Source organism: Pseudomonas sp. P1_F7 (genome assembly GCF_056405655.1).
The window spans coordinates 94036-110014 of sequence record NZ_JBFUBR010000010.1 but is presented as its reverse complement, the minus strand read 5'-3'; the positions used below and the strand labels follow the sequence as shown (position 1 = coordinate 110014).

The following is a 15979-nucleotide window of genomic DNA, read 5'->3' as shown; positions in this document are numbered from 1 at the left end:
GTTCTGCCGTCATCGCAGAATAATCAGATGCCCCAACACCTGATGCTGTTCAAACCCCAACACTCCCTGCAACGAACTCAACACCGCCTGCGGTTTCCTGCTCGGAAAGCTGCCACTGACCCGGCGTGCCGCCAGTTCATCATTGAGCAGCACGATTCGCCCTGGGTAATAGCGACTCAGGTCATTCACCACATCGGCCAGCGTCGCCTTGTAGTAATTGAGCCAACCCTGGCGCCATGCCAACTGCGCTTCGCTGTCCACCGCGTGGAGTTTTTCTGCCGTACCTTCGCCGTAGGCCACTTGCTGGCCGGCGGTGAGAATTTGCTGTTCGGCGTTTTGCTCCGCCGTAACGCCAACCCGTCCGGACAACACCGTGACCTGCGCGCCGCGGGGCTGCAAACGGACTTCGAACTGCGTGCCCAAGACCCGCGCCTGCCCCTTCTCGGCACCCACCACAAAGGGCTCGCCGGTGTGGGTCACGCTGAAAAATCCAGCGCCGCGACGCAGTTGCACATGCCGCTCGCCGCGACTGAAATCCACGGCGATGGCGCTGTCGGCATCCAGTGTCACCTGCGACTGATCGGCCAGGGTGACGGTGCGAATTTCCCCCGGTGCCGAGACGTAATCCGCCCCCAGGTCATCAATCCAGCGCATCGGCTGCCAGCCTGTGCCGAGACTGATCATCAACAGCAGGCACGCGGCCATCGCCAGTGCACCGGACCTGCGCCCGACCGTGCTGCGCCGCGGCTTGTCCATGGCATTGAGATACCCTTGCAAGGCAAAAGCGTCTTCATTGGCGAGCGTACGCGCCGGCCCTTCGCTCAACTCCCACAAGACCTGCGCCTGGGCATAAGCCTCGGCATGGGCGGGGTCGGCTTGCAGCCATTGGCTGAAGGTAGCCTGGTCACCGCTGCCGGGCTGGTCATGCAACAGGCTCAGCCAGGCCAGCGCGGCCTGCTCCTGCGCGGGCGTCGGGGTGACGCGTTCGAAGTGGTTCACGGTGCTTTCCCTGGCGTTCGTGTTTCGGGCTCCCGAAGGCTCGCCTTGCAGGCTTCGAGGGCGCGCATCATATGTTTTTCCACGGCACTTTGTGACAAGCCCATGGCCTTGGCGATCTCGGCGTATTTACGGCCGTGAATGCGATTGAGCAAAAAGATCTGCCGCGTGCGCTCCGGTAACGCGCGTAACGCGGCTTCGACATGACGCAAATCGTTACCCGCCTCCAGCGCCGCTTGCGGTCCAACGTCATGGCTGTCCGGTGGCTCCACCATCAAGCCTTCGCTGGCCCGGACCCGCGTGCCTTCACTACGCAAATGGTCGATGGCGATGTTGCCGGCGCAGCGCAGCAGGTAAGTGCTGAGCTCCTCGACTTGCACCAGCGGCCGCCGCCAGAAACGCAGGAACAAATCCTGCACCAGATCAGCCGCCGTCGCCCGGCAACCGACGCGACGATTCACCAGTGCTTCCATTTGTGAACGCTGGGAGAGAAACACCTGGAGAAAATGCGCACGGTCGCCGCGCTGTTGATCGCGCTCGATATCGCGGGGGTCGGGTGGGAGAGTGATCATCGTTCATGTTTCGACCTGAAAACCGGTGAGGCCACGACAGCGTCAGGGGGCCGGCAAGGCCGCAATATTAATGATAAATATTCTCATATGCAAAAGGATCAGGTGCAGCCCTCTATTACGCCCACTGGCTGCACCGCAAACTCGGCCGTCCCGATAGCCCAGGCCAATGGCCATGGAATCCAAAAGCCACCGAAACGAAAACGGGCCTGCAATGCAGGCCCGTTTTCATGGGAAGGTAAAAAAGTGAATCAGGTGTCAGCCGTTAAGCGCCGCCTGTTCGTTTTCCAGAAACTCTTCTTCCAGCAGCTGATCGGCATGGGTGCCACTCTCGATGGGCACCACATTGGCTCGTTTGCCGCGTAACTTGCCGAACATATGCTCCAGCGCATGTTCAAGTTTAGTGGCCGCTCCGTCGATCGCCTGCTCCATGGTGGAGGCTTTATGGGTGACGGAAACCGGTTGATGGCCTTTTGGCCGCGCCTCCAGTTGGCAGCGCATGTCGTGGGGACCCGGCTTGTCGCCGTTCTCGTCCCGCAGGTGAACCTCGACTCGTGTCAGGTCCTCTTCGTAGCGTTCGAGCGTGCTCTCAATGGTCGTACGTACCCACTCCTCCAGTCGTTTACTGCCTTGAATATGGTTATCGCTATTGACTTGGATTTGCATAGTTCATCCCTTATTTCAGCTAGCTCGCGAGAGGCCGGTCAGCTAAGCCCTTGGGCGTCATCACCGTGACCTCTTACTTACACAATCGGTCTGTACGCTGAACAATTCAACCCCCTAAAAAAGATAAATTTCCAATCGTAAAAAAATCCGGACAACCGGTAAAAGCGCTGTTAAGGTCGGGAGTTGGGTCGCCCTGCTCTTACGTAATAATTGCTCACATTTGCCGCTCCGCCAACGGGTGCAGGCTGCGAAAAGCACCCGCCTCCTCCACCAACCAATCGTGCACCGCGCGCACACCCGGATGGCTCAACGCCCCCGGTGCGTAAAGCAGCATGTAGCGCTTGTGATTGGGCACCGCCAGACCAAACGGCACGATCAACGCCCCGCGCTCCAACTCATCATTGAGTAACGTTCGTCGGGCAATCGCCACGCCCATCCCGGCGATGGCCGCTTCGATCGTCAGGTGATTGCGATTGAACGTATGCCCGCGTCGCACATCCGCCCCCTCGAAGCCGATGGCATTGAGGTAAAACTCCCATTCCGCGTACTCATAGCTGCCGCGCCAGGCGGTGATGTCGTGCAGCAAGGGAAAGTGCATCAGGTCTGCCGGACCGTGCAGCGGCGGACGACCACGTAACAGGCTCGGCGCGCACACCGGAAAAATCTGTTCATCGAGCAAGGCTGTGGATAACAGGCCCGGATAACTGCCGTCGTTCAGGTCGATCGCCAGGTCGAAGTCGCCTTCATGCAACGGCACGCTGCTGTCCTCGGCCACCAGGCGCAACTGAATGTCCGGAAAACGCTGCTGCAAACGTGGCAGGCGCGGCGTCAGCCATTTGCTCAGGAACGACGGAATCGAACGCACCCGCAGAATCCCGCTGATCATGCCCGCATCCAGTCGCCGCAATTCCGCGTCGATGCTGCCATAGGCTTCGTTGACGGTAATAGCCAGGCGCTGGCCCTCAGCGCTCAACTCCACTCCGCGGGCGCGGCGGTGAAACAGACGAAAACCCAGGCGTTCTTCCAACTGGCGGATCTGCTGGCTGACCGCCCCCGGTGTGATGTGCAGCTCTTCGGCGCAGCGGGTGAACGACAAGTGCCGCGCGGCACAGGCAAACACGTTCAGCCAGACATAGGTCTGGGCGTGCAGTTGACGGCTCATCGTTTAGTCCTGCTAAAGGATGTCTTAGGAATTTTCGTTGGTCACGTAGGACCTTGACGGGCAGTATCGCTGAAATTGCGCTTGTCCTACAGAAATGGCAGCGATTCCCCTTCCATTGCATGTAAAGGCTTTAGCATGGCTATCAGTGTTTTCGATCTCTTCAAAGTCGGCATCGGTCCGTCCAGTTCCCATACCGTCGGTCCGATGCGCGCTGCCGCAGCGTTTGCCCAGGCACTGGTCGATCACGGTTTTCTGGCTGACGTGCGACGCGTAGAGATTCGCCTTTACGGTTCTCTGTCGGCGACCGGCGTCGGCCACGCAACGGATCGCGCCTGCGTCATGGGCCTGATGGGCGAATGGCCCGACAGCATCGATCCCACCACCATCGACAGGCGCATTCACACCCTGCGCGAAACCGGCAAATTGTGTCTGGCAGGCGTTGCGGAAATTGCCTTCGACTGGCAACGCGATCTCCTGCTGCTCGACGAAAGCCTGCCCTACCACCCCAATGCCATGTCCCTGACAGCCTTCGGTGAAACCGGCGAATTGTTCGAGCAAACGTACTACTCGGTTGGCGGAGGTTTCATCATCGAAGCGGCTGAAGCCGAATCCGGTATCGCACCGGCTGGCGATGTGGTGCTGCCTTACGACTTTTCCAGTGCCGCCGAACTGCTCAAGCTCTGCGACCAGCACGGGATGCGTGTTTCCGAATTGATGATGGCCAACGAGAGGGCGTGGCGCAGTGACGCTGAAATCCGCCAGGGCCTGCTACACATCTGGTCGGTGATGCGCGAATGCGTCGAGCAAGGCTTGCGCCACGAAGGCGTACTGCCCGGCGGTCTGAATGTTCCACGTCGAGCGGCGAAACTGCATCGCAGCCTGCAGGAAATCGGCAAGCCGAATGTCATCACCTCCACCTTGTCAGCAATGGAATGGGTCAACCTGTACGCGCTTGCCGTGAACGAAGAAAACGCCGCTGGCGGACGCATGGTCACAGCGCCGACCAACGGTGCGGCGGGGATCATTCCCGCGGTGCTGCACTACTACATGAAATTCAATGCCGATGCGTCTGACGACGACGTGGTCGCGTTTTTCCTGGGCGCAGCGGCCGTCGGCATCCTGTGCAAGAAAAACGCTTCGATCTCCGGGGCCGAAGTCGGCTGCCAGGGCGAAGTCGGCTCCGCCTGCGCCATGGCCGCCGCAGGCCTGGCAGAGGTGCTTGGCGCCACCCCGGAGCAGCTGGAAAACGCCGCCGAAATCGGCCTGGAACACAACCTCGGCCTCACCTGCGACCCGGTTGGCGGACTGGTGCAAGTGCCGTGCATCGAGCGCAACGCAATCGCCRCAGTGAAAGCCATCAACGCCACGCAAATGGCCTTGCGCGGCGACGGCAAGCACTTCATTTCCCTGGACCGGGTGATCCGTACCATGCGCGACACCGGGGCCGACATGCACGACAAGTACAAAGAGACGTCACGGGGCGGATTGGCGGTGAACTGGGTGGAATGTTGACCGTTTTGGTTGCACGACAGCCGTTATTGCCCTGAAACGGGCAGAAAACGCGGCCCCTGCAGGAGCGAGCTTGCTCGCGAAAAACCCTCAGGAGCCGCGAACCATCTGGTTTTACGCGTTATCGTTCACGACCATCGCGAGCAGGCTCGCTCCTACAGAACGGTTTTTTTGTCCGACAATTTTTCCGGCATGGGCCTTGCTACTTCCCTGCAGGAACAATGATGGCGAGATGGCCGGTGGTCAGGCATTGCGAACCAACCCGATCACGGCCGGTCAACAACTGCACGTTCAATCAGGCGGTGACGCATCATGGACAACCCTTTCCAGCTCATTACCGATGCCTTTGCAGCGGATTACCAGATCAACCTGAGCATTCAGGGCCTGGACGGCAGCATCATGCTGACCCTTTCCAACAGTGGCCGCGTGATGGCCAAACGCATGATCAGCGCCGAACAACGCAATGACCCGCAACGTCTCAAGCGTCTGGTGCAAAGCATTCAATTCGGCATTGCCATCGAACAAGGCCACAGTGCCGTGGCCATCCTCGAATCCATGACCGATGGCGGCACGCCCAACCTGCCACCACCAACCAAAGGCCGGCCCCGACCCGCCATGGGGCTTTAAAGCTCGCCCTTTTCTACTTCCGGATGTTCACTGGAGCCCGCACCTGTTTTGCGGTGTGGGTTCTCAATTTTCACCGAAGGAAATTGCGACGAAGCGTAACGCACCACCAGAATCGCAAACGCCAGCAGCAGAATCCCGCCGCACAGGTAGATGATCCCCAGGTCCGGCGGGTTGTGGTGCGAAACGTTGGAAATCAGCAGCCGCGTAAGCGCGGTGATCGCCACGTAGATCAGAAAGCGCACGGGCATATGGTTGGTCTTGACCACACCGAAGACCATTGCAGCCTACTTATGCTCAAGAGATCGGAATTCTTTCAAATTACAGGCCTATCGCCATCAAGCATTCAGCCATGCTAACTTCTCAAGTTGACCACAATGATGAGGTCATAACCTTAGAGACTTAACATGCGGCTCAAGAAAGTTAGACTTTTTAACGGGTATAAGCGTTTTCATGACATAACCATCGACTTAGGAGACTCTCCTGCAAGAGTTGTTGCTTTAGTAGGAGCTAATGGCTGTGGTAAGAGCAGTGTTCTTGATGGGATATTATTCCATCACAACGCATGGAACATGCTCGGAGACAAGGGAGGAAAAGACCACAACTATCACTCTATGCGAGGAGATAGAAGCTTTAATTATGAAAGTGTAAGGCTAGATTTTGATGGAGGTAGCTACCAAGAAATAAGAGCATCACGCCCGGGAATGGAGAACACCATATTTTCTTTCCGAAGCCCATATCGTTATAACAGCAACCTAAATGTCACTCAAAGCCGAGCCGTCAGCGAAATCTCACTGAATAACTACGGAGCATCTTCCGCTTCAGATCTCGATGACAAAATGGAAGAAAGCTATAGACGCCTAAACATTAAATTCATGAAATACATGAACGATAATGACTGCAAACCAAGCGAAGCAAAATTAAAAATCATCGAAGACCTTAACTCATCACTAAGAAATTGCCTAGAGATCGAAATAGATAACATAGGCAATATAGAAAGCTCCCAAGGAACTTTATTTTTCAAAAAACGAGGACACCCTACTCCATTTCCATTCAATGTTCTTTCCTCTGGAGAAAAGGAAGTAGTCGACCTACTTCTTGACCTGTATCTAAGACAGGAAAATTTCGACAACACAATTTTTCTTCTAGACGAACCCGAACTACACATAAACACATCAATTCAGAAAAAACTTCTCATAGAAATTAATAAATTAGTTGGGGAGAACTGCCAAATATGGCTCACAACTCACAGCATAGGTTTCATAAGAGCACTACAAGAAGAATTCAAGCAAGAATGCCAACTCATTTACTTTGACCAGACTCAAAACTATGCATCAGAAACGATAGTAATAAAACCATCAATAAAAAGTTCAGCAATTTGGCGTAAGCTTTTTGAAGTAGCACTTGACGACTTGGCCCATCTACTAAGCCCAAAGAGAATAATATACTGCGAAGGGCGTGACGCACCGGGCATCGGAGGGAAAGAGAGAGGCATGGACGCTCAAGCTTTCAATAATATTTTCAACGAAAAGTACCCTGATACTTTATTTGTATCCAGCGGAGGAAACACAGAGCTTGATCAACGGAGTCAAATCGCAATTTCCATTCTCTCTAAAGCATTACCCACTGTGGAAATTCTTGTTCTTAAAGATCGTGATTCCGGCTCAGGAAAACCTATTACCTCTCATGACAGAGAACTTTATCTAGAAAACAACCCAGATAATCATCGCATGTTGAAACGCTGGGAAATTGAAAATTACTTATTTAGCAAAGACGCACTACAAAGTTACTGCCACAACAACAACCTGCAATTCGATGAAGATAGTTACGACAAGCTAGTCACCGATATAGAGAACCAAAGCATAAAGGAAGACTCTTCAAGAATTCGCAACATATGCAGCCTATCAACCAGCATCAACGCCGACAAATTAAAACTTAACATATCCAAAACCATGTCACCAGACTCTCCAACTTATCTAGAACTGGAGGAATGCATTTTCGGAAAAATCTAATAGTTTTCGTCCCCTAGACCACCAAAAATTTGGTGATCTAGGGCGTAAATCAGCTAGACCCGGGTACCCGTTAACCATGAGCCGTGACAAAAAAACAATCTAGCCCCAACATTTCAACGTTCACCACTTTCTATGTCTCCACCACTTGCACCCACAGTTTTTGTAGACGGATACTTATAGGATGCAAAACGAACAACCAATATTGAAAAAGCAAGCAATAAAATCCCACCACATACATACAACAGACCAGAATCTGGATCTTTATGGTGTGACACGTCACCAATCAACAATCTTGTCAAAGCGGTAATAGCCACATAAAGAAGGAATCTGATCGGCATATGGTTTGTTTTAAAATAAATACCTACCATTGCCCCTAATTCTAGGTAAATGAATAGCAAGAGAATGTCGTCAACACTCACGCTACCTTCGCCTAGCATCCTGATAAACGTAACAACGGCAGCGTAGGCAGTGATAGCTCCAATGCCAAACAAGGCTAGATAGTGGAAGGCTTCAACACACAGATTCCCCAGCGAGTCAGCCGAGCAATGAAGGTTTTTGCGAAGCTTTTCAGCCCAGTTCAGGTTATCCATTTTCTACCGCTCCGATCAGACGAGGAAACGTACAGCAAAGGGTCAAGCAGCCAGAAGCACGTTTTGGCTGGATTTACATTTTATTTCGAGTGTTAGTATCGTGTGATTGGTCTTGAAGTAAATCCCGACCATCGCCCCCAGTTCCAGGTAGATGAACAGCAGCAAGATGTCATCGATCTTGATGTGTCCCTCTTCGATCATGCCGAGAAACTCCATCACCGCCGCCCACGCGGTCACCGCACCAATGGCGAACAGCGCCAGGTAGTGAAAGGTTTCGACGAACAGATTGCCCAGGGACTCGGCCAGTTCATGCACGTTCTGCCGCAGCTTTTCGGCCCAGTTGATTTTCACGATGATGCTTCCTTAGGTCGGTTCGACCGGATGATGCGGGTTGGACGTGACGGTTTTTCTGCATGCAGAAAAAAGGCCAGCCCATGATGGCGAGCCGCTCTGGATTGCGCGCCGTGGCGTTTGGTCGCACCTGTGCGGCGCCTCACCTGACAAATGTCGAATCCGGTCTACATTGAAAAGCCACTATCCAAAAGACAGGGTTTCGCTTATTCTTTAGCTGTATATAGATACAGTAGTCGAAATCGACAACCAATGTGAAGGCATGTGAGGTGGTGAATGGCCGTCGAAGTGGTATACCGCAGCAGCCGAGATCTGGAGCGCTTGTTCATGGATAAAGCCGAAGCTGACCGTCATGACAAAATGCTCGAACTGGCCGAACTGCTGGCTGAAGTGTTACAGAAAGCCGTTCCGTCCCTGACCGAGCAGCAAGTGGAAGAAGCCGGGATCTACATGGCGAAGAATCGCGATGTGTTCGCCAAGGCGTTCAAGAGCCAGCCGGACGCCCTGTCCGAACTGCTCAGCGCACCGGTTGAAGTCGCAGAACCAGTCGCAGCGGCCGAGGTCGTTGAAGCCGTTGAGCCGATCGTCCCAGCCAAGCCTGCCAAGGCCCCCAAAGCCGCCAAGTAAGCAAAGCGCAAATTGAACAGGCCCTGAGTCGAATGGCTCAGGGCCTTTTTCATGCCTGTGGAAAACTCATTCAGCGGTACAAGACTTTCTCCGCCAACTCATCGGCCACCCGCGCGGGCGAACGTTTTTCCGCCTGGGCGTGGGCGAACACTTCGGTCAGGCGCGAGCTGATTTTCGACAGGTGCGCGGTAATGGTCGACAGCTCTTCGCCGCGGTGCTTGAGCGACACGTAAATCAGCCCGCCGGCGTTGATCACATAATCCGGCGCATACAGGATGCCGCGGCGTTCCAGTTGGTCGGCGACGTCCAGATGCGTCAGCTGATTGTTCGCCGAACCGGCCACCGCCGAGCAGCGCAATTGCGAGACGGTATGGCTGTTGAGCACACCGCCCAGCCCGCAAGGCGCGAGGATGTCGCAAGGTGTGCTGAGCAGCGCTTCATTGGCAATCGGGTGCGCCCCCAGTTGCTCCATGGCCAGTTGCACCTTGCCGTGATCGATGTCGCTGACCAATAGCTCGGCACCGGCGGCGTGCAGTTGTTCGGCCAATGCATAGCCGACATTGCCCAAGCCCTGGATGGCCACGCGCAGACCTTCGAGGTTGTCGCTGCCCAGCCGGGCCATGGCGGTGCTGCGGATGCCGGTGAACACGCCCATCGCCGCGTGTGGCGCAGGGTCGCCCGCCGAGGTGGTGCTGGTGACGTGTTGGGTTTGCTGGGCGATGCAATCCATGTCCGCCACGGAAGTGCCGCTGTCGATGGCGGTGATGTAGCGGCCTTCGAGCTGTTCGATGCAGCGTCCGAACGCTTCGAACAGTGCCGCGCGGTTTTCCACATGGGCCGGGCGCACGATCACCGCCACGCCGCCGCCCTGGGCCAAACCGGCCAGCGCGGCTTTGTAGCTCATGCCCTGGGCCAGGCGCACAGCGTCTTCGACCGCTGATTCGTCGCTGGGGTAGGCAAGGTAACGACAACCACCCAGGGCAGGCCCCAGCCGGCTGTTATGAATGGCAATGACCGCCTTCAACCCGGTGACCGAGTCAACGCTCAGATGCAGCGATTCAAGGCGGGTGCTTTGCATGAGAGCGAACATCGTAAGGCTCCCGAATCACTTCTTGTAGTCGCCAGTATAGGCTTGCGCCCAAAAATTGCAGAAGCGCACCGGAATAAGAGCGGCCCCGATGCAGGCTTTCGGAAATAACCCTTGATCGCCCTTGTGCGGCACTGGACGAATGCCGGAGAGGGGGCTAAAACGAGGCATTGCCCGGAGATTTTGATGACCCCGCGCCAATCGTTCTTCGCCTGCCTGCAACGTTCACCGCCCGCGCTGTTCGAGGCGGCACTGTGGATTGCGGTCGAGCATGACAGCGAGGTGAACCCGCAAACACTGCTGGCCGATTTCCAGGCATTGCAACAACGGGTCAGTGGCGGCTTGCCGATGCTGCCGGTCAGTGAACTGGCCCAGCCGCTGCTGCGGCGCATGAACGACCTTGGTTATGCCCAGGACGACTTCACACCATTGCGCCCGCAAGTAGCACTGCTTGACAAAGTACTGGAGCGCCGACGAGGGCAACCCTTGACGCTGGGGCTGATTGCGCTGGAGTTGGCCAGGGGCCTGGAAATTCCCATGGTCGGGGTCAACTTTCCCGGGCATTTCCTGCTGCGGGTGCCGGGCGCCGATCATTTGCTCGATCCCTGTGGCGGCCGACGCCTTTATCCGAACGATTGTCGGGAGTTATTGCACCGCCAGTACGGCCCGAACATAAAGCTCAGCGCCGAACACCTGGAAACCGCCGAGCCGGTGCAGATGCTGCAACGGCTGTCGCGCAACCTGCGCCAGTTGTACCTGTCCCACGACGACTTCATCAATGCCTTGATCGACGCCGATCGCGTCCTGGAACTGGGCAACGCCAGTGCCGCCGACTATCTGGCCCGGGCCAGCCTGTACCAACGGCTGGACTGCCCGAACGCCGAGCGTTTTGACCTGGAGCACGCACTGCTGCTCAGCGACGATCCGATCCAGCGGATTCGCCTGACGGAACGGCTGGGGCATTTGCCGCCGAATGCCATCGTCCATTAAAAGCAAAAGATCGCAGCCTGCGGCAGCTCCTACGAGGATCGGGGTAGGAGCTGCCGCAGGCTGCGATCTTTTAATCCTGCTTCTGACTTAAGGCGTATCTGGCTGATTAGCCGGATGCGCCTTGATAAACGCCGGGTGCGTCGCCGCCAATGCCGCCACTCGCCGAATCCGAGGGTAAGCCTCAAGAGAAACATTGAACCGCTCGGCCGCGTACAACTGCGGGATCAGGTAGACGTCCGCCACCCCAGGCTCGGGGCCGAAGCAGTAACCGTCATCACCGATCAACTGCTCCACCGTCGACAACCCCTGGCCGATCCAGTGGCCGATCCACTCCACCACCTGCGGTTCATCGTGGCCCAACTGGCGCAACCGGTTGAGCACGCTGACGTTGTGCAGCGGGTGCACATCGCAGCCGATCACTGCCGCCACGCCACGCTCATGTGCGCGGGTGGCGAGGTCTTTGGACAGCAATGGCACCTGTGGATAACGTTCCTCCAGGTATTCGATGATCGCGGGAGACTGGATCAGCAATTCGCCTTCATCGGTGCGCAATGCCGGCACGCGACCCTGCGGGTTGATGCCCAGATAAGGTGGCTGCCGATGCTCGCCACCCTGCGGTGCGATCAGGTTGACTGGCAAGGATTGATAATCCAGGCCCTTGAGCGCCAACGCGATACGCACCCGGTAGGAAGACGTCGAACGGTAGTAGGTATAGAGTTCCATGCCCCGCTCCTGTTAGCGCGCCGGCAGCACTTTGCCACGGCATTCGCCGAAACCGATGGAAGCGAAACCGTCGCGGCGGCAACGTCCGCGCAGGATGATTTCGTCTCCGTCTTCGAGGAATTTACGCACCTCGCCCGAAGCCAGTTCGATCGGCTTTTTACCACCCTCGGTAATTTCCAGCAGGCTGCCGAACTGACCGTTCTCCGGCCCCGACAAGGTGCCCGAGCCGAACAAGTCACCGGCCTGCAATTGGCAACCATTGACGCTGTGGTGCGCGACCATTTGCGCCACGGTCCAGTACATGTGCCCGGTGTTGCTCAATGTCAGGCGGTGGGCTGGCAGGTTCTGTTCGCGCATGGCCTCGGTGAGCAGCAACACTTCCAGTTCGATGTCGAACGCGCCAGCGGCCTGATCGCGCTTGTCGAGCAGGTACGGCAGCGGCTGCGGATCGCCTTGCGGACGCGCAGGCTGGGCACGACGGAACGGCTCCAGCGCTTCGGCGGTGACCACCCACGGCGAGATGCTGGTGATGAAGCTTTTCGACAGGAACGGCCCCAGCGGCTGGTATTCCCAGGCCTGGATATCCCGCGCCGACCAGTCGTTGAGCAGGCAGAAACCGGCGATGTGATCGGCGGCGTCGCCAATGGCAATCGAGTCGCCCATGTCGTTGCCCTGGCCGATCCAGATGCCCAGCTCCAGTTCGTAGTCCAGGCGCGCGCAAGGGCCAAAGGTCGGCTCGGTTTGACCGGCCGGCAAGGTCTGGCCTTTCGGACGGCGTACATCGGTACCGGACGGGCGAATGGTCGACGCACGACCGTGGTAGCCGATTGGCACGTACTTGTAGTTCGGCAGCAACGGGTTGTCGGGACGGAACAGTTTGCCGACGTTCTGCGCGTGCTCGATGCCGACGTAGAAGTCGGTGTAATCGTTGATTTTCGCTGGCAGGTGCATCTCGCAATCCGCCGCCAGCGGCAGCAGTTTTGCGCCCTGGGCTTCGATCTTGCCGTGCAGGGTGCTGCCCTCGGCGAACAGTTCCAGCAAACGCTCGCGCAATGCGACGCGAGCCTCGCGGCCCAGTTCGAAGAACGCATTCAGCTGACCGCCACAGGTCGCTTCGACCGCTGCTTTCGCGGCGCCATCGAACAATCCGGCCTCCAGGGCGGCTTGCAGATCAAAGACATGTTCGCCAATGGCCACGCCACTGCGCGGTGCCGAGCCGTTGAGGCTGAATACGCCAAGCGGCAGGTTTTGCAGCGGGAAATCAGCATGGCCGTTGGCGGATGCAACCCAGCTGCGAGTGATGGAAGTCTGCGTCATGGGTTATCTCCGGGTCGGGTCGAAAGTGGCGGGCAGCGTAGCCCAGCAGGCATCGTAAGTGTTTTGCAGTTGCGGGCAATCGAGGGCGAAACGGCTTGGGCGCAACACCTGGCTGGTCTCGAACATGAACGCCATGGTGTTGTCGATTTTCGCCGGTTTGAGATCAGCATTGATCGCTTTGGTGCAAGTCTCTCCGTCGGGACCGTGGGCGCTCATGCAGCTGTGCAACGAAGCACCGCCGGGCACAAAGCCTTCAGCCTTGGCGTCGTATTCGCCCTGGATCAACCCCATGAATTCGTTCATCAGGTTGCGATGGAACCAGGGTGGACGGAAGGTTTTCTCGGCCACCATCCAGCGCGGCGGGAAGATCACGAAGTCGAGGTTGGCCAGACCGTGAACGCTGGTCGGCGAGGTCAGCACGGTGAAGATCGACGGATCGGGGTGATCGAAACTGACGGTGCCGATGGTGTTGAAACGGCGCAGGTCATATTTGTACGGCACGTTATTACCGTGCCAGGCAACCACGTTGAGCGGCGAATGATTGAGTTCGCACGCCCACAATTCGCCGAGGAACTTCTGCACCAGCGTTGTGGGTTGTTGCAGGTTTTCGTAGGCCGCCACCGGGGTCAGGAAGTCCCGCGGATTGGCCAGGCCATTGCTGCCAATCGGCCCCAGGTCCGGCAGCCGCAGCGGCGCGCCATGGTTTTCGGCGACATAACCGCGGGCTTGCGGATCGAGCAGTTCAATGCGGAATTTAAGGCCGCGAGGCAGTACGGCAATTTCCAGCGGTTCCAGTTCAAGCACGCCGAGTTCGGTGGCAATGCGCAGGCGCCCCATTTCAGGCACCAGCAACATCTCGCCGTCAGCATTGAAGAACACGCGCTCCATGGAACGGTTGGCGCGGTAGTTGTAGATGCTGATCCCGGCCGGTTTTTCTGCGCCCGAATTGGCGGCCATGCTCACCAGTCCGTCGATGAAATCGGTCGGCTCGGCAGGAATTTCCAGCGGGTTCCAGCGCAGGCGGTTGGGGGTCACGTCACCCAGCGGGCCGCCGGCCAGTTGCCGGTCCAGTTTGACGAATGCCGGATGATTGGCCGACGGCTGAATGCGGTACATCCAGGTCCGCCGCGCCTCGCTGCGCGCCATGGTGAACGCCGTGCCGGAGAACAGTTCGGTGTAAAGGCCGTACGGGGCTTTTTGCGGGGAGTTCTGGCCGACAGGCAGTGCGCCGGGCAACGCTTCGCTGCTGAATTCGTTGCCGAAGCCTGACTGGTAGGCCAGCGCTGGCGTCGTTGAATCGGGGTTCATGGAGCCTCCTGAACAGGGAGTCGGCAATGCCGGTCACCCTTTGGAAGAGTTACCGGCCTGCCTCGGTTATTTTTATCGTAATTCGATTACGCATAACGTAATTTGATTGGTATTGACCGTCAAGCTATAAAGACGCCCATTCGTCCCGGGATCCCAGCCACCATGGAAAAAACCAGCGACAACAACGGTAAACAGAAAGTCCGCTCGGCCGAGGTTGGCACCGACATCCTCAAGGCTCTGGCCGAGTTGTCGCCTTCGACATCGCTGTCGCGCCTGGCCGAACACGTGCAGATGCCGGCGAGCAAGGTTCACCGTTATTTGCAGGCCTTGATCGCCAGCGGATTCGCCGAACAGAACGCCGCCACCAACCATTACGGCCTGGGCCGCGAAGCCCTGCGCGTGGGGCTGGCGGCACTCAACAGTATGGACGTGCTGAAAGTCGCCGCCCTGCCCCTGGCTGAATTGCGCGATGACTTGAACGAAACCTGTTTTCTGGCGGTATGGGGCAATCAGGGCGCGACCGTGGTGCATATCGAACCGGCGGTGCGTGCGGTGACGGTGGTGACACAACTGGGCTCGGTGTTGCCGTTGCTCAGCTCTTCGACGGGACTGGTATTTGGCGCCTACCTGCCCACACGTGAGACCGTGGATCTGCGTGTACAGGAACTGCAAAACGTTACCGCCCACGCCTTGGCGGATGATCAGACCTACGCAACAATGTGCGAACAGATCCGCAAACGGGGCCTGCATCATGTCCATGGATTGTTGTTGCCCGGCGTGGATGCGCTGTCGGCGCCGGTGTTCAACGCAATGGGCAATGTCGCAGCAGTGTTGACGGTGGTGGGGCCGACGTCGCTGTTTCACGCCGATGAAAATGGCCCGGCAGCGCAGCGCTTGTTAGCTGCCACCCAAGCGGTGAGTTGGCGCATGGGCTTTGAGCCTGATGTTCCGGCAAGTTGAACGAAGCGGATGTGCCAACTGATAAATTGGCACATCCGCCTACAACAAGTGACTAATCAGCCCAGAAACTCTTTGGCGATGTCTGCGCCAATTCCATTGATCTCATTAAACTCCAGGCCTTTGAAGCGATACTTCGAGTCAAACGTGTAGGCCTCGGAAAAGATCCCCAGGTGCTCACCCTCAAAATAAGGAACTTCGCCATCCTGCAACATCAGAAAAAAAGCCCATACCAGTGCTTGAGAATAAGTCACTTGCGGATTTTCAACTGACAAGATCCCATTGATATACACCTTATCAACATCAATGCCCCGACCACCAACCCTGGCGTGCAACATGGCACGCACTCGTTCAACATCAAGATCTTCCATGAATCAAATTTCCATTATTAGTTAGTTGATAGCGCCACATCTCAAAGCAAACCATTTATTAGTTACTGCTGCGTGACCACGATCATACTAACTGACAACCCCTCCAATGCGTGAGACAGA

Annotated in this window: 15 protein-coding genes and 3 pseudogenes; 6 read left to right on the top strand and 12 right to left on the bottom strand. The window is 56.9% G+C overall.

Annotated elements, in window-relative coordinates:
- Positions 1–9: 9 nt before the first annotated feature.
- From AC1D1M_RS15930 to AC1D1M_RS15915, 4 genes are all read right to left on the bottom strand, one after another.
- The gene (locus tag AC1D1M_RS15930) at positions 10–999 is read right to left on the bottom strand and encodes a FecR family protein (protein ID WP_477776386.1); all 990 of its coding nucleotides are present in this window, start codon (positions 997–999) and stop codon (positions 10–12) included.
- The gene (locus AC1D1M_RS15925; RefSeq protein ID WP_477776385.1) at positions 996–1568 is read right to left on the bottom strand and encodes an RNA polymerase sigma factor; all 573 of its coding nucleotides are present in this window, start codon (positions 1566–1568) and stop codon (positions 996–998) included. The genes AC1D1M_RS15930 and AC1D1M_RS15925 overlap by 4 nt, the downstream gene beginning before the upstream one ends.
- 255 nt (positions 1569–1823) lie before the next feature.
- The gene (locus AC1D1M_RS15920; protein ID WP_218501101.1) at positions 1824–2231 is read right to left on the bottom strand and encodes an HPF/RaiA family ribosome-associated protein; all 408 of its coding nucleotides are present in this window, start codon (positions 2229–2231) and stop codon (positions 1824–1826) included.
- A gap of 214 nt (positions 2232–2445) precedes the next feature.
- Positions 2446–3393 (bottom strand): LysR substrate-binding domain-containing protein, encoded by a 948-nt coding sequence (locus AC1D1M_RS15915; RefSeq protein WP_477776384.1) that lies wholly within the window; start codon positions 3391–3393, stop codon positions 2446–2448.
- Positions 3394–3528: 135 nt separating this feature from the next.
- On the opposite strand from AC1D1M_RS15915, the gene AC1D1M_RS15910 reads away from it, so the two are divergent.
- Positions 3529–4905, top strand: coding sequence for an L-serine ammonia-lyase (locus AC1D1M_RS15910; protein ID WP_477776383.1), 1377 nt, complete (start codon positions 3529–3531; stop codon positions 4903–4905).
- A gap of 309 nt (positions 4906–5214) precedes the next feature.
- A complete protein-coding gene (locus tag AC1D1M_RS15905) occupies positions 5215–5529 on the top strand; it encodes a DUF3509 domain-containing protein (RefSeq protein ID WP_477776382.1) in 315 nt (104 codons plus the stop codon).
- Here AC1D1M_RS15905 and AC1D1M_RS15900 read toward each other — a convergent pair.
- Positions 5526–5810: pseudogene (locus tag AC1D1M_RS15900) on the bottom strand (phosphate-starvation-inducible protein PsiE); the annotation flags it as partial. The gene AC1D1M_RS15905 and the pseudogene AC1D1M_RS15900 sit on opposite strands and share 4 nt — an antisense overlap.
- Before the next feature lie 123 nt (positions 5811–5933).
- Here AC1D1M_RS15900 and AC1D1M_RS15895 point away from each other — a divergent pair.
- Complete coding sequence (locus AC1D1M_RS15895) at positions 5934–7538, top strand: AAA family ATPase (protein WP_477776381.1); 1605 nt, start codon at positions 5934–5936, stop codon at positions 7536–7538.
- A gap of 113 nt (positions 7539–7651) precedes the next feature.
- Here AC1D1M_RS15895 and AC1D1M_RS15890 read toward each other — a convergent pair whose 3' ends face one another.
- On the bottom strand, positions 7652–8128 hold the full coding sequence (locus tag AC1D1M_RS15890) for a phosphate-starvation-inducible protein PsiE (protein WP_477776380.1): 477 nt from the start codon (positions 8126–8128) through the stop codon (positions 7652–7654).
- 102 nt (positions 8129–8230) lie between these two features.
- A pseudogene (locus tag AC1D1M_RS15885) lies at positions 8231–8479 on the bottom strand (phosphate-starvation-inducible PsiE family protein); the annotation flags it as partial.
- Between the two features lie 276 nt (positions 8480–8755).
- Between AC1D1M_RS15885 and AC1D1M_RS15880 the strand changes: the two are divergent.
- Positions 8756–8995 (top strand): annotated as a pseudogene (locus AC1D1M_RS15880) (YebG family protein); the annotation flags it as partial.
- Positions 8996–9176: 181 nt separating this feature from the next.
- On the opposite strand, the gene AC1D1M_RS15875 reads toward AC1D1M_RS15880, so the two are convergent.
- Positions 9177–10196, bottom strand: a complete 1020-nt coding sequence (locus AC1D1M_RS15875; RefSeq protein ID WP_477776379.1) for a Glu/Leu/Phe/Val dehydrogenase family protein — start codon at positions 10194–10196, stop codon at positions 9177–9179.
- Positions 10197–10379: 183 nt separating this feature from the next.
- Here AC1D1M_RS15875 and AC1D1M_RS15870 point away from each other — a divergent pair, with 183 nt between their 5' ends.
- The gene (locus AC1D1M_RS15870; protein ID WP_477776378.1) at positions 10380–11183 is read left to right on the top strand and encodes a SirB1 family protein; all 804 of its coding nucleotides are present in this window, start codon (positions 10380–10382) and stop codon (positions 11181–11183) included.
- An 87-nt stretch (positions 11184–11270) separates the two neighbouring features.
- Here the strand turns inward: AC1D1M_RS15870 and maiA are convergent, their stop codons facing one another.
- The 3 genes from maiA to hmgA are packed head-to-tail and all read right to left on the bottom strand — an operon-like array spanning position 11271 to position 14531.
- Positions 11271–11906, bottom strand: a complete 636-nt coding sequence (gene maiA / locus AC1D1M_RS15865; protein ID WP_477776377.1) for a maleylacetoacetate isomerase — start codon at positions 11904–11906, stop codon at positions 11271–11273.
- 12 nt (positions 11907–11918) lie between these two features.
- On the bottom strand, positions 11919–13223 hold the full coding sequence (fahA, locus tag AC1D1M_RS15860) for a fumarylacetoacetase (protein WP_477776376.1): 1305 nt from the start codon (positions 13221–13223) through the stop codon (positions 11919–11921).
- Between the two features lie 3 nt (positions 13224–13226).
- The gene (gene hmgA / locus AC1D1M_RS15855; RefSeq protein WP_477776375.1) at positions 13227–14531 is read right to left on the bottom strand and encodes a homogentisate 1,2-dioxygenase; all 1305 of its coding nucleotides are present in this window, start codon (positions 14529–14531) and stop codon (positions 13227–13229) included.
- Positions 14532–14693: 162 nt separating this feature from the next.
- Here hmgA and AC1D1M_RS15850 point away from each other — a divergent pair, with 162 nt between their 5' ends.
- The gene (locus AC1D1M_RS15850) at positions 14694–15491 is read left to right on the top strand and encodes an IclR family transcriptional regulator (protein WP_477776374.1); all 798 of its coding nucleotides are present in this window, start codon (positions 14694–14696) and stop codon (positions 15489–15491) included.
- 56 nt (positions 15492–15547) lie between these two features.
- Here the strand turns inward: AC1D1M_RS15850 and AC1D1M_RS15845 are convergent, their stop codons facing one another.
- Complete coding sequence (locus AC1D1M_RS15845) at positions 15548–15859, bottom strand: hypothetical protein (protein ID WP_477776373.1); 312 nt, start codon at positions 15857–15859, stop codon at positions 15548–15550.
- Positions 15860–15979: the final 120 nt, after the last annotated feature.